Below are 24,817 nucleotides of genomic sequence, written 5' to 3'. Positions count from 1 at the left end.
GCGCTACACCGGCCGCTCCCCCTTCACCGTCACGCGCGTCCCTGACCGTGTGTGCGGCCAGTAGTCCCACATCGCGCGGTGCTGGGTGCAGCGGTTGTCCCAGAAGGCGATGGCGTTCTCGGTCCAGCGGAAGCGGCACTGGAACAGCGGGTTTTCCGCGTGCTGATAGAGATAAGCGAGCATCGCGTCGCTCTCGTCGCGGGGAATGCCGTTGATGTTGCGGGTAAAGCCGCGGTTGACGTAGAGGGCCTTCTTGCCCGTGACGGGGTGCGTGCGCACCACGGGGTGCTCGGCATGCGGGTAGCTTTGCTTGTCGGCGACGCCGTAATTGGCGTAGAGCCCGCGATAGATCGGCTCGCCGTCATGCAGCGCGATGAGGCCGTCGAGATAGGCTTTCATGCGGTCCGACAGCGCCTCATAGGCCGCATACATGTTGGCGAAAAGCGTGTCGCCGCCGCGCGGCGGGCATTGCTTGATGTAGAGGATCGATCCCATCGGCGGCTCGAGATCGCAGGACACATCGGAATGCCAACCCTCGCCATTGGCGCGCGGCGAGTTCTTGTCGGCATAGATCTTCATCAGCGCGGGATCGTCGTCCTCATGCGGAGCGGCGGGATGAAAATGCAGCTCGCCGAACTTGCGTCCGAAGGCGAGATGCTGCTGCGGCGTGATGTGCTGGTCCCGGAAGAAGATGACGAGGTTTTCGGCCAGCGCGCGATGGACTTCGTCCATCTGCCGGTTGGAGCGCGCATCGTCGGACACGAGCTTGCCGATGTCCACGCCGGTGATTTCAGCGCCGATGATCGGCGTGAGTTTTTCGACGGCGATGGTCTCATACGGTGCGCCGTCGTCTGCCATGTGGCGATAGCGCGGACCCTGCTTGCCGGCGAGCGAGCTCATGGGTGTTGCTCCCAATCGTTTTGATTGAGGGCATGGTAGCGCGGATGGAGCGAAGCGCAATCCGGAGCCACAAACTCAATTCGTCGTCCCGGGGCGCGCGTAGCGCGAGCCCGGGACCCCCGCGCGAGCGCTTGCGCTCGTCGCGATAACCACAGGATTGGGTTTGGCGAAGACTCGCGTTTACCAGCTCGCGCCACAACCTCTCCCTGGGGTTATGGGTCCCGGCCTGCGCCGGGACGACAGCGGAGAATGGGGCACCAGCGGAGCAAAATCACTCCGCTCAGTTCTACTCCGCCGCGGTCTCCGGCACCTTGGCGCCCTGGCCGTAACGCTGGTCGATGTAGTCGATCACCAGCGCCTTGAAGTCGGCGGCGATGCCGGGGCCGCGCAGGGTGCGGAACTTCTTGCCGTCGACGAAGACTGGCGCAGCCGGCGCTTCGCCGGTGCCGGGCAGCGAGATGCCGATATTGGCGTGCTTGGATTCGCCGGGGCCGTTGACGATGCAGCCCATGACGGCAACGTTGAGCTCTTCGACGCCGGGATATTTCGTCTTCCAGGTCGGCATCTCGTCACGGATGAAATCCTGGATCGAGCGCGCCAGTTCCTGGAACGTGGTCGAGGTGGTGCGGCCGCAGCCCGGGCAGGCCGCAACCAGCGGCACGAAGGTACGGAAGCCCATGGTCTGCAAGAGCTCCTGCGCAACCTGCACCTCACGGGTGCGGTCGCCGCCGGGCTCCGGCGTCAGCGAGATGCGGATGGTGTCGCCGATGCCCTGCTGCAGCAGGATGCCGAGCGCGGCGGACGAGGCGACGATGCCCTTGGTGCCCATGCCGGCCTCGGTGAGGCCGAGATGGATGGCGTAGTCGGAACGACTCGCCAGGACCTCGTAGACCGCGATCAGATCCTGCACCGCCGACACCTTGGCCGACAGAATGATGCGGTTCTTGGGCATGCCGAGCTCTTCGGCGCGCGCCGCCGACAGCAGCGCGGACTGCACCATGGCTTCGCGCATCACGGCGCGGGCATCGCGCGGATTGGCCGAGGCCGCGTTCTCGTCCATCAGCTTGGACAAGAGCTCCTGGTCGAGCGAGCCCCAATTGGCGCCGATGCGCACCGGCTTGTCGTGCTTGTTGGCGATTTCGATGATGTCGGCGAACTGCGTATCGCGCTTGTCCTTGAAGCCGACATTGCCGGGATTGATGCGGTACTTGTCGAGCGCTTCGGCACAGGCCGGATAGTCGGCGAGCAACTTGTGGCCGATATAATGGAAGTCGCCAATCAGGGGCGTGGTGATGCCGCGCTTGCGCAGGCCGTCGCGGATGTGCGGAACGGCGGCGGCGGCCTCCTCGCGGTCCACGGTGATGCGGACCATCTCGGAACCGGCGCGCGACAGCGCTGCGACCTGGGCGATGGTGCCGTCGATATCGGCCGTGTCGGTGTTGGTCATCGACTGCACGACGATGGGCGCGCCGCCGCCGACGGCGACGTCGCCGACCTTGACCTGGGTGGTGTTGTGGCGCGGCGCGGGCCCCGCGATGTCGGAATCGATGGTGTTTTCGGGCTTGTTCATGGGGTCCAAATATCAGGTTTTGGTGACATTCAGCAATGCATCGCGCGGGGCCGCAGCTTCTTGGCTGGGACGGTTAACCAGAAAAAGCCCAGCAATTACAAGGATGGCGGCGGCCCCGAACGTGAGGCTGAGGGTGTCATGCAGGATGAAATAGCTAGCGACGACGCCAAACAAAGGGGTGATGAAGGTAAAAGCCGACAATTTGCTCGCCGAATAGGCCTTCACCAGCGCGAACCAAAGCGTGAACGTCGTTCCGACGACCCAGACCGCCTGGAACACCATCAGCGTGATCGAGAGCGGGCTCGGGGTATGGGGAATGGACTCGCCCAGGAGGTACGCGGCCAGGCCCAGAATCGGGATCGACATCGCGACCTGGTAACCGATGGCCTTTTCCGGCGGGGCGAAGCGCAGCCGCGTCGACTTGGCGACCAGCGTGGTCGCCGCCCACAGCGCGGCGCCGCCGACGATCATGAGGTCGCCGAGCAGGACCTGTGAATCCACGTTGGGCTGCGGCACGCCGATCGCAAGCGCCACGCCGGCAAAGCTGACGGCGAGCCCGAGCCACTGCGTGCCGCTGAGCCGCTCGCCCAGCACCTGGTAGGAGCCGAGCGCAACGAAGAACGGCGCGGTGTAGAGGAAGACCACGGCGCGCGAGGCCGGCGTGAAGCGCAGGCCCTCATAGATCAGCACGAACTCGAGGCCGAACATCAGCCCGGCGATGAGGCCTGCGGCAAGCGTGCCGTCGCGCTCGAAGAATTTTGCGCCGCGCAAGGTGCCGATGATGAACACCACCGGCAGCGCTCCCATCGAGCGGATGGTCGCCTGCAGCACCGGCGGGATATCCGGGATGACCAGCTTCACCGCGATCTGGTTGAAACCCCAGGTCAGGCACAGCATGAGCATCAGGGCGATGGCGCCGGCGCTCAGGGGGCGGCCGGCGGATGGGCTTGTTGGTTCGATCGACATATCTTCCCGGGACCGGCTTGGCGCCGTTTGTTGATTAAGAAGCTTTCTGACAATGGGTGCAGGTGCCCGTGATCTCGACCACAGACAGTTTGGGGGCAAAACCGGAGGCGCGGGCAGCCTGGTTGAGGCCTTGCGCGACGGACGCAGCCGGAATCTCGCCGACGAGGCCGCAGCGCTCGCAGATCAGGAACGCGACCGCCGAGGTCGCATCGTGGTCGTGGGCGCAGGCGAGATAGGCGTTACGGCTCTCGATGCGGTGCGCGAGGCTATTGGCCATCAGGAACTCGAGCGCGCGATAGACCGTGATCGGCGCGGGCCGCGGCATCGTTTTGGCAAGCTCGTCGATCACTTCATAGGCCCCAAGCGGACGGTGGCTCGAGAGTAGTGCCTTGAGCACCTCGCGGCGGATCGGCGTGAATTTCTGCGCGCGCTGCTCGCAGACGGCTTCCGCATGCGTCAAGGCATCCGCAGTGCAGCGGCCGTGATCGTGGTCAGGCGCGGGAAAGGCCGGCTTTACGAGGCTCATCGCGCAGGCTTTTAGCATTTCCGGACCGGGAACCCAAAGGGCGCGGCTTCGAATGGCTGCCAGCCATGCTTTTGTGGCGGAGCAGCGCCGCGTTAACTTGCCATGAAATAATCATAAGCTTGCTTATTATATGCAAAGCTTATTGGAGACCAAGCTTATGAGCCGCACGTCGGTCGATCAGAACTTCCTGTTCACGCTCGGCGAGCTGTATCGCCTGCTCCGGGTCTATGCCGACAAGGAGGCATCCCGCTACGGCATCACCCGCGCGCAGTGGGCGGTGCTGGCCAAGGTCGAGCGCAGCGAGGGCATGAAGCAGTCCGAGCTCGCCGAGCTCCTGGAGATGCAGCCGATCACCCTGACGCGGCTGATCGACAAGCTCTGCGACAATGACTGGATCGAGCGCCGCAGCGACGCCAGCGATCGCCGCGTCAACCGCCTCTATCTGAAGAAGGCCGGCCGCGCGCTGCTCGGCAAGATGAGCGGCCTGAAGTCCGAGCTCACGGCCAACGCGCTCGACGGCATCAACCCGGCGGACGCCCATCGTCTCCTCACCCAACTCGAAACAATCAAGGAAAACGTGCGTCACGCCATCCAGACCAGTGGAGCGGAACAAGCACGTAAGGAGCAGCGCTATGGCTGATCAGGTCCTGAAATTCGCCCCCGAGCAGAAGGGCGGCCAGAGCGGCAAGCCTAGCAAGAAGCTCGCGGCCGAGCCGCGTCGCCGGCTGCTCGCCGGCCTGCGCCGCTATCGCCGCTTCCTGCTGATGGTGGTGCTGCCCGCGGCGGCCGCGATCGGCGGCATCACCTTCTATCTGCATGGCGGCCGCTATGTCGGCACCGATGATGCCTATGTCGGCGCGCAGAAGGTGCTGGTGACGCCCGACATCTCCGGCAAGATCAACAAGGTCGTCGTGAAGGAAGGTCAGCTCGTCAAGCAGGGCGACGAGCTGTTCGAGATCGATCCGGTCCCGTTCCGCCTCGCGGTGGAGGAGGCCAAGGCGCAGCTCGCGCAAGCAAAGACCACCTACGACAACCTCGTCGCCAACGTCAAAATCTACGGCCAGATGCTCGATCTCGCCCAGCAGGGCATGGACCTGAAGCAGCGCGACGTCGAGCGCAAGCAGGCGCTGGTGAAGAACAATTATGGGTCGCAGCTCGACCTGGACAACGCGTCGAACGCGATGGTCACGGCCGGCGCGCAGGCGCAGTTCGTCAAGCAGCAGCTCTCCAACGCGAAGACGCAGCTGCTCGGCAATCCCGACCTGCCGCTGGAAGAGTTCCCGCCCTATGTGCAGGCCAAGGCCAAGCTGGATGACGCCCAGCGCAATCTCGACCATGCCGTGCTGCGTGCCCCGATGAGCGGCGTGGCGACCCAGGTCGACCAGATCCAGCTCGGCCGCTTCGTCGCCGCCGGCACGCCGGTGTTCTCCATCGTCGACATCGCCCACCCCTGGGTCGACGCCAATCCGAAGGAGAGCGACCTCACCTATGTCGCGGTCGGGCAACCAGTCACGCTCGAGGTCGATGCGTTCCCCAACCATGTGTTCAAGGGCAAGATCGGCTCGCTGTCGCCGGGCACCGGCGCGCAGTTCGCGATCCTGCCGCCGCAGAACGCCACCGGCAATTTCGTCAAGGTCGTGCAGCGCGTGCCGGTGCGGATCTATTTCGACGAAAGCGACAAGTTCGTGAAGAAGCTGAAGGCCGGCATGAGCGTCTATGCCACCATCGACACCGGCCACCAGCGCTCGCTCGCCGGCCTGCTCGGCCTGTCGGCGAATGCCAACCAGGACAAGGAAGACTGACGTCGATGTCCGGTCCCGCCAGCACAGCGATGGTTCCCGGCCTGCGCCGGAACATGGTGACGATCTGCGCCATGACCGCGACCATCATGCAGGCGCTGGACACGACGATCGCCAACGTCGCTTTGCCCTACATGCAGGGCACGCTGTCGGCCTCGCAGGACCAGATCAACTGGGTCCTGACCTCCTACATCGTCGCCGCCGCGATCATGACCGCACCGGTGGGCTGGATCGCCAACCGCTACGGCCGCAAGCGCATCTTCATCGTCTGCTCGGCCGGCTTCACACTCGCCTCCGTGCTGTGCGGGCTCGCACAGGACATCAACCAGATGGTGCTGTTCCGCCTGTTGCAGGGCGTGTTCGGCGCCGCGCTGGTGCCGCTGTCGCAGGCAGTGATGCTGGATTCCTACACGCTCCAGGAACGCGCCAAGGCGATGTCGATCTGGGGCATGGGCGTGATGATGGGCCCGATCATGGGCCCCTCGCTCGGGGCCTGGCTGACCGAGACCTATTCCTGGCACTGGGTGTTCTTCGTCAATTTGCCGTTCGGCGTGATCACCGTGCTCGGTCTGATGGTCTTCATGGACGAGACCAAAAAGGATCTCAGCCTGAAATTCGACTGGTTCGGCTTCACGGCGCTGGCCATTGCGATCGGCGCACTCCAGCTCGCGCTCGACCGCGGCGAGCAGCTCGACTGGTTCGAATCGGCCGAGATCGTGACCGAGTTCGTGGTCTCCGCCATCGCCTTCTATTATTTCTTCGCCCACTCCTTCACGACCTCACGGCCGTTCATCCGCTTCGCGCTGTTCAAAGACCGCAACTTCCTCACCGGCTGCATCTTCATGACGGTGATGGGACTTGTGCTGTACTCGACCATGGCGCTGGCCTCGCCTTACCTGCAGAACGTCATCGGCTATCCCATCATCACCGCGGGTGAACTGCTCGCGACCCGCGGCTTCGGCACCTTCCTCGCCATGATGCTGGTCGGCCGCATGATGCGCTATTTCGAGGCGCGCACGCTGATCATTGCGGGGCTGACGCTGACCGCCGGCTCGCTGTTCCAGATGACCGGATGGACCGACCAGACCCAGGCCCCGGAGATCATTACCGTCAGCATCTTCCAGGGTTTTGGCTTCGGTCTCGTTTTCGTGCCACTCTCGACCGTGTCGTTCCTGACGCTGCCGAACGATTTGCGCACCGACGGCACCTCGATGCTGACGCTGCTCCGCAACGTCGCAAGCTCGGTCGGCATCTCCATCGTCATCGCCGAGCTGACGCAGGGCTCGCGCAAGACCTATGCGATCCTCTCCGAGCACATCAACCCGTTCAACCACGCGCTGCAGATGCCTGATGTAGCCGGCATGATCAACCTCTCCACCGACGCCGGCCGCGCCATGGCTGACAAGATCGTCGCCATCCAGGCGCAGATCATCGCCTTCGCGCACGACTACTCGCTCGTGATGATCTTCATCCTCTGCACCATCCCGCTGGCCCTGATGATCGGCTCGACCAAGGCCGCGTTGCGCAAGCAGGCGGCCGGGCCGGAGCATGCGGTGATGGAGTAAATGTAGGTATCATGCCCCGGCTTGACCGGGGCATCCAGTACGCCGCGGCATCTCCGTATTCGTCACTGCCTCTGGAATACTGGATCGCCCGATTCAAGTCGGGCGATGACAGCGAGCGTGCGGCGCCCTCACTCCAAAAACTCCTCGCAGCCGAGATCATCGACGGCCATCAGCACCCGCTGAAGATTGTTCCACCAGATCACCGGCGGGATGTTGACGCTCCATTGCCAGACCGGGTTGGTGATGTGCCAGAGCACCGACTGGCGATAGTCGCGGTGAAGCGCGTCGCGGCTGTAGCCGGTCACGCCGTGCGCGATCAGCGTATCGTAGTAACTGTCCAGCAGCGGCCGTTCGAGCGCCTGCCGGGTCTCGGGATACCATTGCAACGCCATCATGTAGGCGAGGTCGCCGGTCGGCACGTTGATGCGCCACTGGTCGAAATCGAAGATGCGCACGGTGTCGGCAACGGCGGCGCGCGGCAGCAGGAAATTCCACATATGGGCGTCGCCATGGACGATGGTGACGTTGCGGCGCGAATGGTAACGCTGGAACAGCCGGCCCCATTGCGCGAGCAAGCGGTGGAAGAGATCGCGCCGCTCTTCGCCGAGGCGATCGCCGAGCACATCGGCGAAGCGGTCGTAGTGGCCGGTGAACGTCTCCAGCAGATTTGCCGTCTCGTCGGCGGTCATCCAGACGCCAACCGTCTCGCCGAGACTTGGGTGATCCCACCACGCCGCATGCATGCGCGCGAGCGTGGTGACGATCCCCATCGCCTGCCTGTGTGATGGCGGCAACGGCCACGCCGTCGCGATCTCGTGGCTGTCGGTCAAATCTTCCAGTGTCAGATGCCAGGCGAGGCTCTCCTCGTCGAAATGTCCGTCGAAGCAGCGTGGCACGAGGCGCAAGGGCATCTTGGGTGCAAGCTGCGTGTAAAAGGCCACTTCGCGCCGGCCGGCGTTCGGCAGCGACTTGGCGAACGACGCATGGGCCGTCTTGAAGATCAGGGATTGCGGCGCCCCATTGGACTCCCCGACATAGCGCAGGCCGAGGCGCTTGATGTGCGACACGATCGTGTCGTACGACGACAGCACCTTGACCTCGCGCACCGCGCCGCGGTCCAGCGCGCCGGCCTTGCGCAGCGCAACGGTGAGATGGGCGGCCTCAGCGACCGCCGGCAGTTGTGGAGTTGTCATGAAGCGCCCCCGGGTGCCGCGCTCATCCTGCACGATCACACCCGGAAGCGCCAGCCGCGTCACACGTCGAAGAACACCGTCTCCTCATCGCCCTGGAGCCGCAGGTCGAGGCGATAGACCGGCTTGCCGGCCTCACGCATCGCGATCAGCGTCGCGCGGCGGTCGGCGGGCACCAGCGCCAGCACCGGATCGGAGGCGAGGCCTGCATCGTCGCTGAAATAGATGCGGGTGTAGAGATGCCTGAGCATGCCGCGCGCGAACACCGCGACCAGGATGTGCGGCGCCTGCGGCCTGCCGTCGGGATCAGGCACCGCGCCCGGCTTGATGGTGTCGAAGGAATAGTTGCCGTCCTTGTCGGTGCCGCAGCGGGCAAAGCCGCGGAAGCTGGCGTTCGGCAGCGCGCGCTTGTCCTGCGGATCGGCAAAGCGTCCCTGCGCATCCGCCTGCCAGATCTCCAGCATGCAGTCCGGCACGGCGACGCCGTCACCGTCGAACACCTTGCCCTCGATGCGGAGGCGGTCGCCGGTGACGTCGGGCGTGAGCGTCGAGTTGGTGAAGGCGTCGTTCCACTCGTAATCGCCGGTCGGCGTCAGGCCGTATTTGAAGAATGGGCCGACGGTTTGCGATGGCGTGATCCCGTTGGGCTTCACAGAATCCTGCACTTAGGTGTTCTCCATTGGCGTGGCGTTCTTGCCGCGCAGCACGATGTCAAAGCGATAGCACAGCGCCCATTCGGGCTGGGTGTTCTCGAGATCGAAGGATGAGACCATCCGCATGCGCGCTTTCTCGTCCGGCACCGAGTTGAAGATCGGATCGAACGGGAACAGGGGATCGCCGGGGAAATACATCTGCGTCACCAGGCGCGTGACGAAGGAATGGCCGAACACCGAGAGGTGGATGTGCGCGGGCCGCCAGGCATTGTGATGATTGCCCCAGGGGTAGGCGCCCGGCTTGATGGTGACGAAGCGGTAGTAGCCCGCCGCATCGCTCTGGGTGCGGCCGGCGCCGGTGAAGTTCGGATCGAGCGGCGCAGGATGCTGGTCGCGCACGTGCACGTAGCGGCCGCAGGCATTGGCCTGCCAGATCTCGACCAGCGAATTGGGCACGCCGCGACCGTCCTCGTCGAGCACATGGCCGTGCACGATGATCCGCTCGCCGAGCGGCTCGCCCTTATGCTGCAGGGTGAGATCTTTGTCGCCCTCGCGGACGGTCTCGTGGCCGTAAACCGGGCCGGTCAGCTCCGACAGCGTGTGGCGCATCGGGATCAGGGGCTTGCTCGGCGCCCGCTTGATCGAGCTCTTGTAGTCGGGCGACAGCGGCAGGGGATGCGCCTTGTTGCTGTCGACGGGATAAATGAATGTCATGGCCAAACTCCTGGCGAGTTCCTCCCCGGCCATTTTAGTCCGGCCGGTCAACGCTTCGGCCAATCATTATAGTATATAACTAATTGGGGGAAGCGGTTTGGCGGGCTTCCTGCGCCCGGCACCTGACATATGGGCGCACTACTTGATCGGCGGACGCGGCAGCACGGCCTCGCCGGCCTCGAGCCGGTAGGTGTGGTCGAGCGAATACCAGGGCGTCGCAACCTCGCGCTCGGTCGGATGCGGCGAATCGTGGCGCTCGAACTTGCCGATCAGCGCTTGCGTCACGCCGAACTGCACGTCGCTGTCGATGTGCGGATCGGCGGGGTCGTAGACCTGCGAAATCAGCACCTTGAATCCGTGCTTGAAGATCAGGGCGTGCAGATGCGCGGGACGATAGGGGTGCCGGCTCTGCGCCTTCAGGAGGCGGCCGACCACGCCGTTGGTCGGAATCGGATAGCCAACCATCATCACCGAGCGGAAGGAGAAGCGTCCGTCCTGGTCGGTCGTGAACTTGCCGCGCAGGTTCATGTCCGCCTGCTCCGGATCCTGGTTCTCATAGAGGCCGACGGGCGAAGCGTGCCAGACATCGACCTCCGCCGCAGTGACGGGACGGCCGTCACCGTCCACGACGCGTCCGCTGACGAACAGCGGCGCACCCGGCGTCTTCGAGCGGACGATCGATCCGCCATTCTCCACCCGCGGCGAGTTCAATCGCCAGAACGGCCCGAGCAGCGACTGATCGGTTTCCGTATTGCCCTGATCGCCATTGTTGAGCAGGCACACCAGCGGCGAGACGCCGAGCGAGCCCGCCATCAGCACGACTTCATTATGCGTGTCGGTCGAGAGCTTGCCCAGCTCGGCCACGATCGCCGTGGCATCGCGGAATTCCGCCTCCGTCAGCCGAACATCGCGGACGAAGGCATGCAGGTGCTCGACCAGGGAGACCATGATCTGGCGAAGCCGCGGATCAGATGTCCGCTCCATCACCGCCAGTGCCGCGGCCGTGACGTCCTGCTCGCGCTCGATGATCATGGGCGGTCCTTTCCCCCGTCATTCCGGGGTGATGCGAAGCATCGAACCCGGAATCTCGAGATCCCGGGTTCAGCCCTGTCGGGCTGCCCCGGGATGACGGGACGATGCGCGTCCCGTCAATTCAGCTTCTCGATCGCGACAGCGACGCCCTGGCCAACGCCGACGCACATGGTGGCGAGCGCGAGCTTGCCGCCGCGCTTCTCCATGCCGTGGACGGCGGTGAGCGCAAGACGCGCGCCGCTCATGCCGAGGGGATGGCCGAGCGCAATCGCACCGCCATGCGGATTGACGAAATCAGCATCGTCCTTGACGCCGAGCTGGCGCAGGCAGGCGATGCCTTGCGAGGCAAAGGCTTCGTTCAGCTCGATCAGGTCGAAATCGCTGATTTTCTTGCCGAGACGCTCCATCAGCTTGCGGGTGGCGGGCACCGGGCCGATGCCCATGATGCGCGGCGGCACGCCGGCCGATGCAAGGCCGAGGATGCGCGCGCGGGGCGTGAGGCCATGCTTCTTCACGGCAGCTTCGGAGGCAAGGATCATCGCGGCGGCGCCGTCATTGACGCCGGAGGCGTTGCCGGCGGTCACCGTGCCGGGATTGCGCACGATGGGCTTCAGCTTGGCGAGGCCCTCAAGCGTGGTTTCGGGACGCGGATGCTCGTCCTTGTCGACCGTAATGGGGCCGGCCTTGCCGCCGGGAATGGTGATCGGCGTGATCTCCTCGGCGAAATAGCCCGCCGCGATCGCCGCGCCCGCGCGCTGCTGCGAGCGGATGGCGAAGGCGTCCTGGTCGGCGCGCGAGACCTGGAATTCCTCGGCGACGTTCTCGCCGGTCTCCGGCATGGCATCGACGCCGTATTGCGCCTTCAGCAGCGGATTGATGAAGCGCCAGCCGATGGTGGTGTCAAAAATCTCGGCCGAGCGCGAGAAGGCTTCCTGCGCCTTGCCCATCACGAAGGGCGCGCGGGTCATGGATTCGACGCCGCCGGCGATCGCGAATTCGATCTCGCCGGAGCGGATCGCGCGGCCGGCCGCGCCGACCGCGTCGAGGCCGGAGGCGCAGAGGCGGTTGAGTGTCTGGCCGGGAACCGAATCCGGGAGGCCTGCAAGCAGCAGCGCCATGCGCGCGACGTTGCGGTTGTCCTCGCCGGCCTGGTTGGCGCAGCCGAAGAACACCTCATCCACCTGCGACCAGTCGAGCTTGGGGTGCTTGGCCATCAGCGCCTTGATTGGAGCGGCGGCGAGGTCGTCGGCGCGCACCTTGGCGAGTGAGCCGCCAAAACGGCCGATCGGGGTCCGGACGGCATCGCAGATAAACACATCACGCATCGTTGTTCTCCCTGAGCGCCGCGGTTCGGCCAAAATTCTTCAATGACGGCGGAGTTTTAGGAGGGCGCCCGCGGCAGGTCAATTGACGGTTTCGCGGGGGCGCGCGTGGCTCGGCGCATGTGCGTCTGCAACAATCTCAGTCGTCATTCCGGGGCGCCCACAGGGCGAGCCCGGAATCCATAACCATCGATCGGGGTTATGGATTCGGGGCCTGCGCCTGTCGGCGCATCCCGGAATGACGACTGAGGATGTGTCGACCCGCGTTCCACAATACGGACAACGTGGAAAACCCGCTCTCTCCGGCCAAAGCCATAGGACCACAGGGCGAAATTTTGTAGGTTGCGCCGCCCATGACACTGCAACAGCCCATCCCCGCGCCAGAACCTGAACCCGCGCCCCCGCCGCAGGCGGAAGCTGCCGCGCGCGTCACGCCGATGATGGAACAGTACCTTGAAATAAAGGCGGCGCATCAGGGCCTCCTGCTGTTTTACCGGATGGGCGATTTCTACGAATTGTTCTTCGAGGACGCCGAGATCGCTTCCAGGACTCTCGGCATCGTCTTGACCAAGCGCGGCAAGCATCAGGGCGCCGACATCCCGATGTGCGGCGTGCCGGTCGAGCGTTCCGAGGATTATCTGCACCGCCTGATATCAGCCGGCCACCGGGTCGCGGTGTGCGAACAGACCGAGGATCCCGCGGCCGCCAAGGCCCGCGGCAACAAGAGCGTCGTGCGGCGCGGCGTGGTGCGGCTGGTCACGCCGGGCACGCTGACCGAGGACACGCTGCTCGATGCGCGGGCCAACAACTATCTGCTGGCGATCGCGCGCGCCCGCTCCTCTTCCGGCGGCGACCGTTTCGGCCTCGCCTGGATCGACATCTCGACCGCTGAGTTCATGGTGACGGAATGCGCGGGCGGCGAGCTTGCCGCTACGCTGGCACGCATCAACCCTAACGAGGCGATCGTCACCGACGCGCTCTATAACGACAGCGAGCTCGGGCCAACCTTGCGCGAGCTGCCGGCAGTGACGCCGCTGACGCGTGACGTCTTCGACGGCGCCACCGCCGAGAAACGCCTGTGCGACTACTTTGCCGTCGCAACCATGGATGGGCTGGCGCAGCTCACGCGCCTCGAGGCCACGGCTGCGGCCGCCGCCGTCACCTATGTCGACCGCACCCAGGTCGGAAAACATCCACCGCTGTCGCCGCCCGCGCGCGAGGCCTCGGGCGCGACCATGGCGATCGATCCTGCCACCCGCGCCAATCTCGAACTGACGCGGACGCTGGCTGGCGAACGCCGCGGCTCGCTGCTCGATGCCATCGATTGCACGGTGACGTCGGCGGGTTCGCGCCTGCTCGCGCAGCGGCTCGCGGCCCCGCTGACGGACGCGACCGGCATCGCGCGCCGGCTCGATGCGGTCAGCGCCTTCGTCGCTGATACCGCCGCGCGCGAGGACATCCGCAGCATCCTGCGCGGCGCCCCTGACATGTCGCGCGCGCTGGCGCGGCTCTCGGTTGGCCGCGGCGGACCGCGCGATCTCGCCGGGATCCGCGACGGCATTCTGGCGGCCGACCAGGCGCTGGCGCGGCTCTCCGAGCTCGACCAGCCGCCGCTGGAGATCGCCGCCGTGATGGCAGCGATGCAGCGGCCCTCGCGCGAGCTCGCGGCTGAGTTTGCGACCGCGCTCGCCGAACAGCTCCCGCTGATCAAGCGCGACGGCGGCTTCGTCCGCGAAGGCTACGAGCCGGCGCTCGATGAAGCCCGCAATTTGCGCGATGCCTCGCGCCTGGTGGTCGCCTCGATGCAGGCGCGCTACGCCGACGCGACCTCCATCAAGGGCCTGAAGATCCGCCACAACAACGTGCTCGGCTATTTCGTCGAGGTCACCGCGCAGCATGGCGACAAGCTGATGTCGGCCCCGCTGAACGCGACCTTCATCCACCGCCAGACACTGGCGGGTCAGGTGCGCTTCACGACATCCGAACTCGGCGAGATCGAGGCCAAGATCGCCAATGCGGGCGACCGCGCGCTCGGGCTCGAACTCGAAATCTTTGAGCGGCTCTGCGCCAAGGCGCTTGATATCAGCGAAGATTTGCGCGCTGCCGCGCATGGCTTCGCGCTGCTCGACGTCGCAACGTCGCTGACAAAGCTCGCGGTCGACGAGAACTACGTGCGGCCTGAGGTCGACAGTTCCCTTGGCTTTGCGATCGAGGCCGGCCGGCACCCGGTGGTCGAGCAGGCCTTGAAGCGCAATGGCGAGCCGTTCATTGCCAATGCCTGCGATCTGTCGCCGGCGCCTGGCCAGAAATCCGGCCAGCTCTGGCTGCTCACCGGCCCGAACATGGCCGGTAAATCGACCTTCCTGCGCCAGAACGCGCTGATTGCGCTGATGGCGCAGATCGGCAGCTTCGTGCCGGCCTCGCGCGCCCGCATCGGCATCGTCGACCGGCTGTTCTCGCGTGTCGGCGCCGCCGACGATCTCGCCCGCGGCCGCTCCACCTTCATGGTGGAAATGGTCGAGACCGCAGCGATCTTGAACCAAGCCGGCGAGCGCTCGCTGGTCATCCTCGATGAGATCGGACGGGGAACTGCGACCTTCGACGGTCTCTCGATCGCCTGGGCCGCGATCGAGCATCTGCACGAGAGCAACCGCTGCCGGACGCTGTTCGCCACGCACTACCACGAGCTGACCGCGCTCTCGGCAAAATTGCCACGGATGTTCAACGCCACGGTGCGGGTCAAGGAGTGGCAGGGCAACGTCGTGTTCCTGCACGAGGTGCTGCCGGGCTCCGCCGACCGCTCCTACGGCATCCAGGTCGCCAAGCTCGCCGGCCTGCCGCCGGCAGTGATCACGCGCGCCAAATCCGTGCTGGCGAAACTCGAAGCACAAGACCGCGGCCAGACCGCGCGTGCGCTGGTCGACGATCTGCCGCTGTTCGCGGTCCCCTCACGCGCCGCGGCAGAAGCCGCTCCGCCAAGCGAAGCCGAACTGCTGATCGAAGCGGTAAGGGCGTTGCACCCCGACGAGATGACCCCGCGCGAGGCGCTCGATGCGCTCTATGCGTTGAAGGCGAAGCTGCCGAAGCAGTGACGGTGCCGTAGGGTGGGTTAGCGAAGCGTAACCCACCTCTTCTCTCGCGGCGACGAAAGCGGCGGGTTACGCCTTCGGCTAACCCACCCTACGATCTGCGTGTTTGGCTCAAGCCCTCGCCGCGATCGCCGCTGCTTCGGCGGCGGCGCGCTGCATGCTGGTCGACATTTCGTTCGTGACCGTGCTCTGCTCCTCGATGGCGGCCGCCGTCGACGTCACATATTCGCTGACATTGTTGATCGCCTGCTTGATCGAGCCGAGCGCGCTGACGACGTCGCCGGAGATGCCGTTGAGGCTGCCGATCTCCTGGCCGATCTTGTCGGTTGCCTGCTTGGCCTGGTTGGCGAGGCTCTTCACTTCGGAGGCGACCACCGCGAAGCCGCGGCCGGCTTCCCCCGCGCGCGCCGATTCGATCGTGGCGTTGAGCGCCAGAAGGTTGATCTGGCCGGTGATGCTGTTGATCATCTCGACGATGCCGGTCATCGCCTGCGCGGCCTCGGTGAGGCGCTGCGCCTGCGCGTCGGCGGAGGCGACCTGCTCGACCGCGCCCATCGCGGTCTCGCGCGATTTCGTCATCGCTTCCGAAATCTCCCGCACCGAGGCGTTGAGCTCCTCGGAGCCGGCGGCGACCGATTCCATCATGCCGCGGACGCGCTCATTGCCCATGCGGACCAGCACCTGCCTGGTGGTATCGGTCGCATATTTCACGACCTTGAACGGCTTGCCGTTGAGGTCGAGGATCGGGTTGTAGGAGGCCTGGATATAGATTTCCTTGCCGCCCTTGCCGATGCGCTTGTACTCGGCGGCCTGGTACTGGCCGCGGTTGAGCGCAGCCCAGAACTCGCGATAGGCCGCGCCGTCGCGCTCGGACGGCTCGACGAACATGCCGTGGTGCTTGCCCTTGATCTCGGCCAGCGAATAGCCGAGCGTCGCCAGGAAATTGTCGTTGGCGGTGATGATCGTGCCGTTCATGTTGAACTCGATCACGGCCTGCGCCTTGTCAATCGCCGCGATCTGGCCGGCGAGATCGGCATTCTTCAGCTTGTCCGCGGTCACGTCGGTTGCGAATTTGACGACCTTGAAGGGCTTCCCCTTCTCGTCCAGCACAGGATTGTAGGACGCGAGAATCCAGACCTCGCGCCCGCCCTTGGCGATCCGCTTGAACTCACCGGACTGAAGCTCACCGCGATTGAGTGCAGCCCAGAACTCGCGGTAGGCGCCGCCGTCGCGTTGATCGGGAGGCATGAACAGGCTGTGGTGCTTGCCTTGGATTTCTGTGAGGGAGTACCCTAACGCGTTGAGGAAGTTGTCGTTGGCGGTCACGACGGTGCCGTCGAGATTGAATTCGATCACGGCTTGTGCGCGGCTAATGGCTGCGGCTTGGGCTTCGAAATTGAGATTTTGCAGGCGAATCGACGCATCGGTCCACTCGACCGCCGTGCCGGCGCGCCTTCCGTCCGGGTGCTTCAGCGGCGTCGCAACCAGATCGAAGCTCCACCGACCGATCTTGATCGTCGCGCGATGCTTGGAATTGAGAGCCTCAAGCATTCGCCGTTGATGGCTGGGGTTCTTGTGGAAGATGTCAATGTTGGTGCCGATCAGACGATCGACGTTGAACTGCGGCAGGTCCTTCTTGAGATCGGCTTCCGCGCCCCGCAGAAGGCGGGTCACGGACTCGTTCATGTAGACGATGTTCAGGTTCTCATCTGCGATCATGACATTTGCGTCGATGACCTTGGCGGCAAGCAGCGCGTACGCATCGGAAGTCGTTTTGCGTCCAAACACCTTTGTGTCTCCCAAGTTGCGCTCGAGCCGCGCGAACAATCCGTCTCGTGTTGCAATGTGTCCAGAGCGACGCCTCCGTTGGCTTGCCGCGCCGTTTTCAGTGAAGCAGCTGAGCGCTCGGCTTATCGCCGCGGTTGCGCATCTCAATCGATGTAACTCGAGGGCGTCTCGGATGCTCGTCGTCGATGAACACCGTCATCTCATCGAGGCGCCCCAGCTCATCTGCCGAAAGAATCAATTTGGAATTACAATTGCGCCGAGATGCGAAGATTCGCTTAACGATACGATCGGAATTCGGCAACGAACCGCCCGCAAACGCGCGGACTTCAGCTTGCAATAGGCCCGGGCCCGAAGGTCGTCGACTTGCAGTAGCAGCGCTCAGGGGCGAATGGACGGCGACGAGAAGGCAAGACACTTTCACTGCAGCAGAGACTGCCGCCACGATCAGGAAAGTTTCTTTCTTCGCGCAGTCCACCACAACGTCAGATTCCAGCTCACGCAGGTGGCGAGCGCGAGAGTGAGGCCAATCACCGATCCGAATTTCACGACCGCGACGTGCATCACCGCGATCGCCATGCCGAAGCCGAGCAGGCCCCAGGCGGCATTGGCGATGACGGCGGCGGTCGGCGGGCCGCCGATGCGCGGGTGCAGGATCACCATCATGCTGGTGAAGACGATCGGATAGAGCGCGATGATGCCGCTGACGCGCGGCCCGACCCAGCCTGAGGTCGACACCACGATGGCGACCAGAGTGGCGACCAGCGCTGCGCGGAAGGGAATGTCGTACCAGCGGCGCGTCACCAGCGGCATCTTCACATGGCGATAGCGCGCCAGCAGCGGAATGCAGATGCCGAACGCGATCAGGTTGGCGGCAAGGCCTGATGTGAGCGACCAGTCGAACTGGCGGATGATCGAGGCGAGCGCGATCCAGACTGCGATTGCCGCACCACAACTGACGATGAGGTTACGCCGCTGCGCCAGCACGACATAGGTGAGCCCGAGGAAGATCGTCGCGGCGTTGACGGGAAGGCTCGCCAGCGCGCCCTGCGCGATGAAGGCGGCATCGTGATCGAGCGCGAGAAAGACGTAAGAGGGCCCCGCCGAGATCGGCAGCGTTGCAACCAGCGCGCCGATCACCGGGCCGGAGCGCTCGGTGATGATCGACGCCGTCACGACAAACGCCGCAGCGATCGCCATGCGCAAGAGGAGGAAGAAGAGGAAGGTGAGTTCGGCGGGCATTTTTGCGCGGGATGATTTTTGTTGAAGTGAATTATCCGCGGGCTCGTTCGCCTCTCCCGTAGGGAGAGGTCGAGTTGCAGCAGCAAATCGGGTGAGGGATTCAGGTCCCACGAGAGAGCGCAGCCCCTCACCCGCGCCTTCGGTGCGACCTCTCCCTACGGGAGAGGTGGACGGCTACATCCTGTGCATCGACACCGAGACCTTCGGGCCGTTCTTGATAGTCTGGTAGACCACGCAATAGCGTTCGGTGAGTTTCAGCAGCAGATCGAGCTTGTCCTGCGGCGCGTCGGTGTCGACTTCGAAGCGCAGGCGGATCTCGGCGAAGCCGACCGGGGTCTCCTTGTCGACGCCGAGCGTGCCGCGGAAATCGAGATCGCCTTCAGCGTAGACATTGCCGGTTTTCAGCGGCACATCGATCGCGGTCGCGACCGATTTCAGCGTGACGCCGGCGCAGGCAACCAGCGCCTCGAGCAGCATGTCGCCCGAACAAAGCTCCAGCCCGGAGCCGCCGGTCGCCGGATGCAGGCCAGCCACCGCGAGCGCGCGGCCGGTCTCGACCTTGCAGGCGATGCCGTCGTTGTCGGTCGTGCCCTTGGCCTTCAGCGTGATCAGCGCGGCCTTCGGATCGGTCTTGTAGCGTTCCTTGATCGGGGCCTGCATCTGGCGGAGTTCTGCGGCATCCATTTTTGTTCTCTCCCGGAAGATCGCCCCTCGATGTACCGGCTGGGAGCAAAATTGTCACCACCACATCGCCTGGCCGGGACCCTGGGTTGCGTCACGGTCAGGCACGTTGCGATCGAGCGAGCGGTCGAGCGAAGTCAGGACGCTGCGCTTGAAGCTGTCGAACAGAGGCGAGTTGCGGTCGCGCGGGCGTGCGAGATTGATCTCGATCTGGTCGAACAGCCGGCCCGGCCGCGGCCGCATCACGAGCACGCGATCGGCCAGCACCACGGCCTCGTCGACGTCATGGGTCACCAGGATCAGCGTCGGGCGCGTATCGGCCCAGAGGTCGAGCAGATGGTCTTGGAGATCCCTGCGGGTGAAGGCATCGAGCGCTGAGAACGGCTCGTCGAGCAGGAGCACCTCGGGTTGCGGTACCAGCGCACGCGCGATCGCGACGCGCTGCGCCTGTCCGCCGGAGAGCTCGCGCGGCCAGGCATCGGCCTTGTCGGCAAGTCCGACGCGCTCGAGCGCGCGCGCGACTTTTTCGCGTCGCTCGCCCGCGGGAAGGTCCGCAAGGCCGAAGCCGATGTTGTCGGCGACGCTGAGCCAGGGCAACAGCCGCGGCTCCTGGAAGATGATGCCGATCTTGGCATGCGGCGACGATATCGCCTCGTTGTCGAGCGTCACCGTGCCCGAGCTGGCGCGATCGAGGCCGGCAATGGCGCGCAGCAGCGTGGACTTGCCGCAGCCGGAACCGCCGATGATGGCGACGATCTCGCCCTGCCTGATCGCGGCCGAGAAGCGCGCCAGCGCCTCGACGCCATTGGGGTAGGTCTTGCTCACCCGTTCGAGCGCCAGCATCACGCCCCTCCCTGCTCGCGCCCGAAGGCATCCTGCCAGCGCAGCAGCGGCGCCTTCGCGACCTCGATCAGCCAGTCGGTGAGCTTGCCGAGGATGGCGAAGATGACGATCGCGGCGACGATCTGCGCAGGCTTGCCGAGCTGCTGGCCATCGATCAGGAGATAGCCGAGGCCTTCGGAGGCGCCCATGAATTCGGCGGCAACGACGAACATCCAGCCAAGGCCAAGCCCGACTCGCAGCGATACGACGTAGGCCGGGAGCACGGCGGGCAGCAGGATGCGGCGGATCATGGCCGGGCCGGACAGGCGGAAGATACGGCCGACCTCGACGATCTTGCGATCGACGATGAGAATCGCGCCCATCACGCCGAGATAGACTGGAAAGAACACCCCGACCGCGATCAACGCGATCTTGGAGGTTTCGAAGATGCCAAGCCAGAGGATGAACAACGGTACCCAGGCGATCGAAGGAATCGCGCGCAGCGCCTGCACGGTCGGATCGAGCAGCCGTCGCGCCAGCGACCAGTAGCCGGCGATCGCACCGAGCAGCGTGCCCGCGACGACGCCGAGCAGGAAGCCGAGACCAACGCGCCACAAGGTCGCGGCGATGTGCCGCGTCAGCTCGCCCGAGCGGGCGAGATCGAGAATGGTCGCAAGGACGCGCGAGGGCGGCGGCACCAGCCGGCCGTTGGAATAGCCGAGCCAGACCACGAGCTCCCAGCCAAGCGCGAGCGTCAGCGGCAGCGCGAGCCCGAGCAGCGGTCGCGCATAGCGGGAGAGGCGCGGCGCACGCGTTACGCCGCGATCGGATTGTTCCACCGCTGGGGCTTCGAAGGTCATAGCCATAGCAAGCGCGTCTCACGAGGGAATGCAAGGCCGCGCGGCAATCTCAGTCGTCGTCCCGGACAAGCGCAGCGACGCGGAGCGCGATCCGGGACGACAACGGAGTTTGTTGCGCCGACGCGCCTCTTCCCGACAGGAACTAATTCGTCGGCAGCGGGACCTGGTCGTCGATCAGGGCATCGAGCGTGGCCTTGACGTCGACCTTGGCGTCGACGACGCCGGCCTGCTGGAGGGCGAGGCCGGCGGCGAGGATCGACTCGCGCTGCGGGGCTCCGATGCGGCTGTGGGTCAGCTCGGTGCGCTCCTTGAGCTGCTTGTCGACGACGGCATCGGGCAGCTTCGTCACCGCGATGAAGGTCTTCTTCAGCTCGTCGTAATTCGCCAGCGAATATTTTCGCGCGTCCTCGTACACGGCGAGCACGCGGCGGACGATGTCCGGATAATCCTTCAAAAACTGCTCGCGCACATTGAGGATGCCCCAGGTGTTGGCGTCGGCCTTGCGGTAGAACAGCTTCGCGCCCTCCTCGACCTCGGCCTGCGCCATCATCGGATCGAGGCCGGCCCAGGCGTCGACGTCGCCGCGAATCAGCGCGGTCTTGCCGTCGGCATGCTGGAGCAGCACCGGCGTGATGTCCTTCTCGGAAAGGCCAGCGCCGAGCAGCGCACGCACCAGGAAGATGTGCGGATCTGTGCCGCGCGTCACCGCGACGCGCTTGCCCTTCAGGTCAGCGACGCTTGCGATCTTGGAGTCCTTGGTCGTGACCAGCGCCGTCCACTCGGGGCGCGAATAGACGTAGATCGACTTGATCGGGTTGCCGTTGATTTTCGCCACCAGCGCCGCCGAACCCGCAGTCGAGCCGAAATCGATCGAGCCGGCATTGAGGAATTCGAGCGCCTTGTTGGAGCCGGCCGACTGCACCCAGGTGATGCTGATGCCGTCCTTGGCGAACTCTTTCTCGAGAAGCCCCTTCTGCTTCAGGACCAGCGACACCGGATTGTAGGTCGCCCAGTCGATGCGAAGCTCCTTCAGCGGCTCGGCGGCGCGCACCAAACCAGGGGTCAGCGCGAGCGCCACAGCGCCCGCCAGCAGAATGCGTCGTGAAAATCTGGTCATGCCGGCCTCCTTACGAAACTTCATTGTTTTTCAATGAGTTATACCTAGAGGTCAACGAGAAAATCCCTGTCTTGAAACCGGGCCGACCGAGAACAAGTTTGCCGAAAGCCGGCCTTTCCAAGCATGGAACGACTATTGCGAAAGAATGGCGGGTGACAGCGCCTGTCACCTCTTATATCCGGTGAAGCATGGACAGCGTCACGACCCAGCACAAGCAGGAGATGGATGATCGCTTCGACAGCGCGCGGGTGACCGCCGCAGTCGACGCGCTTGCCGCAAAGCATGAGGGGCGCGAGGACGCGTTCCGCACGGCGATGGCGCAACTGCTCAAGACCGAGCTGATCGCAGCGCGCGCCGAAGCGCAGAAGATCCTGCTGAAAGACCGCCACGGAAGGCGCTGCGCCGAGCGGCTGTGCCACGTGCAGGACGAGATCATCCGCATTCTCTATTCGGCCGCGACCCGCCATCTCTACCGCTCGCCGATCCCGACCGGCGCCGAGCGCATGGCGGTGGTTGCGACCGGCGGCTATGGCCGCGGGCTGATGGCACCGGAATCTGACATCGATCTCTTGTTCATCCTGCCCTACAAGCAGACGGCCTGGGGCGAGCAGGTGGCCGAAGCCATCCTCTATTGCCTCTGGGATATGGGCCTGAAGGTCGGTCACGCCACGCGCTCGGTCGATGAATCGATCCGGCAGGCGCGCGGCGACATGACCATCCGCACCGCGATCCTGGAGACGCGCTTCCTGACCGGCGACCAGCCGCTCTATGACGAGCTGGTCGCGCGGTTCGACAAGGACGTGGTGCAGGGCACCGCATCCGAATTCGTTACCGCAAAGCTCGCCGAACGCGAGGAGCGGCATCGCCGCGGCGGCCAGTCGCGTTATCTCGTCGAGCCCAACGTCAAGGATGGCAAGGGCGGCCTGCGTGACCTGCACACGCTGTTCTGGATCGCGAAATACGTCTATCGCGTGCGCGACACCGACGAACTCGCCGAGCGCGGGGTGTTCGACGCACAGGAGTACCGCACCTTCCGCCGCTGCGCCGACTTCCTCTGGTCGGTGCGCTGCAATCTGCATTTCTACTGCGGCCGCGCCGAGGAGCGCCTCTCCTTCGACCTCCAGCGCGAGATCGCGGTTCGCCTCGGCTACACCTCGCATCCCGGCATGCAGGACGTCGAGCGCTTCATGAAGCACTACTTCCTGGTCGCCAAGGAAGTCGGCAATCTTACCGCCATCCTGTGCGCGAAGCTGGAAGACCAGCAGGCCAAGCCCGCGCCGGTGCTGAGCCGGATGATGGCGCGCCTGAGGCCAAGCACCGTGAAGCGGCGCGTGCCTGATAGCGACGACTTCATCGTCGACAACAACCGCATCAACCTGGCTGCACCCGACGTGTTCAAGCACGATCCGGTCAACCTGATCCGCATCTTCCGCCTGGCACAGAAGAACAACCTCGCGTTCCACCCCGACGCGATGCGTACCGTGACGCGCTCGCTCAACCTGATCAACGCGCAGCTCCGCGAGAATCCGGAAGCGAACCGGCTGTTCATGGAGATCCTGACCTCCAACGACGCCGAGACCGTGCTGCGACGGATGAACGAGACCGGCGTGCTCGGTCATTTCATCCGCGCCTTCGGCAAGATCGTCTCGATGATGCAGTTCAACATGTATCATCACTACACGGTCGACGAGCATCTGATCCGCTGCATCGGCTTCCTGCAGGACATCGAGCGCGGCGGCATCGAAGAGTTCACGCTCGCCAGCGACCTGATGCGCAAGACCCGGCCCGAGCACCGTTCGGTGATCTATGTCGCGACGCTCCTGCACGACATCGCCAAGGGCCGGCCCGAGGATCACTCCATCGCGGGCGCCAAGGTGGCACGGCGGCTCTGTCCGCGGCTCGGCTTCAGCCCGGCCGATACCGAGCTCGTGGCGTGGCTGATCGAGGAACATCTGACCATGTCGACGGTCGCGCAGTCGCGCGATCTCTCCGACCGCAAGACCATCGAGAACTTTGCCGCCGTGGTGCAGTCGGTCGAGCAGATGAAGCTGCTCACGATCCTGACCACCGCCGACATCCGCGGCGTCGGGCCCGGCGTGTGGAACGGCTGGAAGGCGCAGCTTTTGCGCTCGCTTTACTACGAGACCGAGCCGGTGCTGACCGGCGGCTTCTCCGAAGTCGACCGCGGCAAGCGCCTTGCCGCCGCGCAGGCCGAATTCCGTATTGCGTTTGCCGAATGGCCAAAGGATGAGCTCGACGCCTATGTCGGCCGGCACTATCCGGCCTACTGGCTCAAGGTCGAACTGCCGCGCAAGATGCGCCATGCGCGCTTCGTGCGCGCGAGCGAGCAGGCCGGCCACAAGCTCGCGATCAATGTCGGCTTCGACGAGGTGCGCGGCGTCACCGAGCTCACGATCTTCGCCGCCGACCATCCCTGGCTGCTGTCGATCATCGCCGGCGCCTGTGCGTCCGCCGGCGCCAACATCGTCGACGCCCAGATCTACACCACGACCGACGGCCGTGCGCTCGACACCATCTCGATCTCGCGCGAATACGAGCGCGACGAGGATGAAGGCCGCCGCGCCACACGCATCGGCGAGATGATCGAGGACGTGCTGGAAGGCAAGCTGCGGCTGCCCGAGGTGGTGGCGCGGCGCACCGTGCGCAGCAAGGCGCGCCCCTTCGTGATCGAGCCGGAAGTGATCATCAACAACCAGTGGTCCGATCGCTACACCGTGATCGAGGTCTCCGGCCTCGACCGTCCCGGCCTGCTATACGAGTTGACCACGGCGATCTCCAAGCTGAACCTCAACATCGCCTCCGCTCATGTTGCGACCTTCGGCGAGCGCGCGCGCGACGTGTTCTATGTCACCGACCTCCTCGGCGCGCAGATCAACGCGCCGACACGCCAGGCCGCGATCAAGAGCGCGCTGACGCATGTGATGGCGGGCGAGAAGGCGGTTCAGCCGGCGGCGTGAGGGGCG

The 24,817-nt window shown here is 64.9% G+C and carries 20 protein-coding genes; 5 read left to right on the top strand and 15 right to left on the bottom strand.

The window, feature by feature from the left end:
- Window positions 1-3: 3 nt before the first annotated feature.
- The 4 genes from YUU_RS0120110 to YUU_RS0120095 form a co-directional block, all read right to left on the bottom strand.
- On the bottom strand, window positions 4-900 hold the full coding sequence (locus YUU_RS0120110) for a TauD/TfdA family dioxygenase (protein WP_027524017.1): 897 nt from the start codon (window positions 898-900) through the stop codon (window positions 4-6).
- A gap of 286 nt (window positions 901-1,186) precedes the next feature.
- The gene (gene ispG, locus YUU_RS0120105) at window positions 1,187-2,470 is read right to left on the bottom strand and encodes a flavodoxin-dependent (E)-4-hydroxy-3-methylbut-2-enyl-diphosphate synthase (protein ID WP_027524016.1); all 1,284 of its coding nucleotides are present in this window, start codon (window positions 2,468-2,470) and stop codon (window positions 1,187-1,189) included.
- A gap of 12 nt (window positions 2,471-2,482) precedes the next feature.
- Window positions 2,483-3,436: a DMT family transporter gene (locus YUU_RS0120100; protein WP_027524015.1), complete on the bottom strand. Its 954-nt coding sequence runs from the start codon at window positions 3,434-3,436 to the stop codon at window positions 2,483-2,485.
- Window positions 3,437-3,470: 34 nt separating this feature from the next.
- Window positions 3,471-3,962: a Fur family transcriptional regulator gene (locus YUU_RS0120095; protein WP_027524014.1), complete on the bottom strand. Its 492-nt coding sequence runs from the start codon at window positions 3,960-3,962 to the stop codon at window positions 3,471-3,473.
- A gap of 157 nt (window positions 3,963-4,119) precedes the next feature.
- On the opposite strand from YUU_RS0120095, the gene YUU_RS0120090 reads away from it, so the two are divergent.
- Genes YUU_RS0120090 through YUU_RS0120080 form a run of 3 tightly spaced genes read left to right on the top strand, consistent with a single transcriptional unit; the run spans window position 4,120 to window position 7,326 of the window.
- Complete coding sequence (locus YUU_RS0120090) at window positions 4,120-4,602, top strand: MarR family winged helix-turn-helix transcriptional regulator (protein ID WP_027524013.1); 483 nt, start codon at window positions 4,120-4,122, stop codon at window positions 4,600-4,602.
- Complete coding sequence (locus tag YUU_RS0120085) at window positions 4,595-5,764, top strand: HlyD family secretion protein (RefSeq protein WP_027524012.1); 1,170 nt, start codon at window positions 4,595-4,597, stop codon at window positions 5,762-5,764. Before YUU_RS0120090 ends, YUU_RS0120085 begins: the two co-directional genes overlap by 8 nt.
- Window positions 5,765-5,769: 5 nt before the next feature.
- Complete coding sequence (locus YUU_RS0120080) at window positions 5,770-7,326, top strand: MDR family MFS transporter (protein ID WP_027524011.1); 1,557 nt, start codon at window positions 5,770-5,772, stop codon at window positions 7,324-7,326.
- 128 nt (window positions 7,327-7,454) lie between these two features.
- On the opposite strand, the gene YUU_RS0120075 is transcribed toward YUU_RS0120080, so the two are convergent.
- From YUU_RS0120075 to pcaF, 5 genes are all read right to left on the bottom strand, one after another.
- Window positions 7,455-8,519, bottom strand: a complete 1,065-nt coding sequence (locus tag YUU_RS0120075) for a phosphotransferase (protein WP_027524010.1) — start codon at window positions 8,517-8,519, stop codon at window positions 7,455-7,457.
- Window positions 8,520-8,578: 59 nt separating this feature from the next.
- Complete coding sequence (pcaG, locus tag YUU_RS0120070) at window positions 8,579-9,181, bottom strand: protocatechuate 3,4-dioxygenase subunit alpha (RefSeq protein WP_027524009.1); 603 nt, start codon at window positions 9,179-9,181, stop codon at window positions 8,579-8,581.
- Window positions 9,182-9,883, bottom strand: a complete 702-nt coding sequence (pcaH, locus tag YUU_RS0120065; RefSeq protein WP_027524008.1) for a protocatechuate 3,4-dioxygenase subunit beta — start codon at window positions 9,881-9,883, stop codon at window positions 9,182-9,184. It abuts the gene before it with no gap.
- 138 nt (window positions 9,884-10,021) lie between these two features.
- Window positions 10,022-10,915: a dioxygenase gene (locus YUU_RS0120060; RefSeq protein WP_027524007.1), complete on the bottom strand. Its 894-nt coding sequence runs from the start codon at window positions 10,913-10,915 to the stop codon at window positions 10,022-10,024.
- A gap of 116 nt (window positions 10,916-11,031) precedes the next feature.
- Window positions 11,032-12,240 (bottom strand): 3-oxoadipyl-CoA thiolase, encoded by a 1,209-nt coding sequence (gene pcaF / locus YUU_RS0120055; protein ID WP_027524006.1) that lies wholly within the window; start codon window positions 12,238-12,240, stop codon window positions 11,032-11,034.
- Window positions 12,241-12,590: 350 nt separating this feature from the next.
- Between pcaF and mutS the strand changes: the two genes are divergently transcribed.
- Entirely contained in the window at window positions 12,591-15,329 is a 2,739-nt protein-coding gene (gene mutS / locus YUU_RS0120050; protein ID WP_027524005.1) for a DNA mismatch repair protein MutS, read from the top strand.
- Between the two features lie 108 nt (window positions 15,330-15,437).
- Here the strand turns inward: mutS and YUU_RS0120045 are convergent, their stop codons facing one another.
- From YUU_RS0120045 to YUU_RS0120015, 6 genes are all read right to left on the bottom strand, one after another.
- Entirely contained in the window at window positions 15,438-17,114 is a 1,677-nt protein-coding gene (locus YUU_RS0120045) for a PAS domain-containing methyl-accepting chemotaxis protein (RefSeq protein ID WP_027524004.1), read from the bottom strand.
- 444 nt (window positions 17,115-17,558) lie between these two features.
- A complete protein-coding gene (locus YUU_RS0120035; protein WP_027524003.1) occupies window positions 17,559-18,353 on the bottom strand; it encodes a hypothetical protein in 795 nt (264 codons plus the stop codon).
- A gap of 174 nt (window positions 18,354-18,527) precedes the next feature.
- Window positions 18,528-19,037 carry an OsmC family protein gene (locus YUU_RS0120030; RefSeq protein ID WP_027524002.1) on the bottom strand — a complete coding sequence of 170 codons (510 nt, stop codon included), beginning with the start codon at window positions 19,035-19,037 and terminating at the stop codon, window positions 18,528-18,530.
- Between the two features lie 54 nt (window positions 19,038-19,091).
- Window positions 19,092-19,877: an ABC transporter ATP-binding protein gene (locus YUU_RS0120025; protein WP_027524001.1), complete on the bottom strand. Its 786-nt coding sequence runs from the start codon at window positions 19,875-19,877 to the stop codon at window positions 19,092-19,094.
- Complete coding sequence (locus YUU_RS0120020) at window positions 19,877-20,722, bottom strand: ABC transporter permease (protein WP_371260492.1); 846 nt, start codon at window positions 20,720-20,722, stop codon at window positions 19,877-19,879. The genes YUU_RS0120025 and YUU_RS0120020 overlap by 1 nt, the downstream gene beginning before the upstream one ends.
- A 136-nt stretch (window positions 20,723-20,858) precedes the next feature.
- Window positions 20,859-21,833, bottom strand: a complete 975-nt coding sequence (locus YUU_RS0120015) for an aliphatic sulfonate ABC transporter substrate-binding protein (protein ID WP_027523999.1) — start codon at window positions 21,831-21,833, stop codon at window positions 20,859-20,861.
- 188 nt (window positions 21,834-22,021) lie between these two features.
- Here YUU_RS0120015 and YUU_RS0120010 point away from each other — a divergent pair, with 188 nt between their 5' ends.
- Window positions 22,022-24,811: a [protein-PII] uridylyltransferase gene (locus tag YUU_RS0120010; RefSeq protein ID WP_027523998.1), complete on the top strand. Its 2,790-nt coding sequence runs from the start codon at window positions 22,022-22,024 to the stop codon at window positions 24,809-24,811.
- Window positions 24,812-24,817 lie beyond the last annotated feature (6 nt).

The sequence above is a fragment of the Bradyrhizobium sp. Ec3.3 genome (assembly GCF_000472925.1).
In the GTDB taxonomy this organism is placed as follows: Bacteria; Pseudomonadota; Alphaproteobacteria; order Rhizobiales; family Xanthobacteraceae; genus Bradyrhizobium.
Note: the sequence above shows the minus strand (reverse complement) of the source record. Positions and strands in the feature narration are given on the sequence as shown.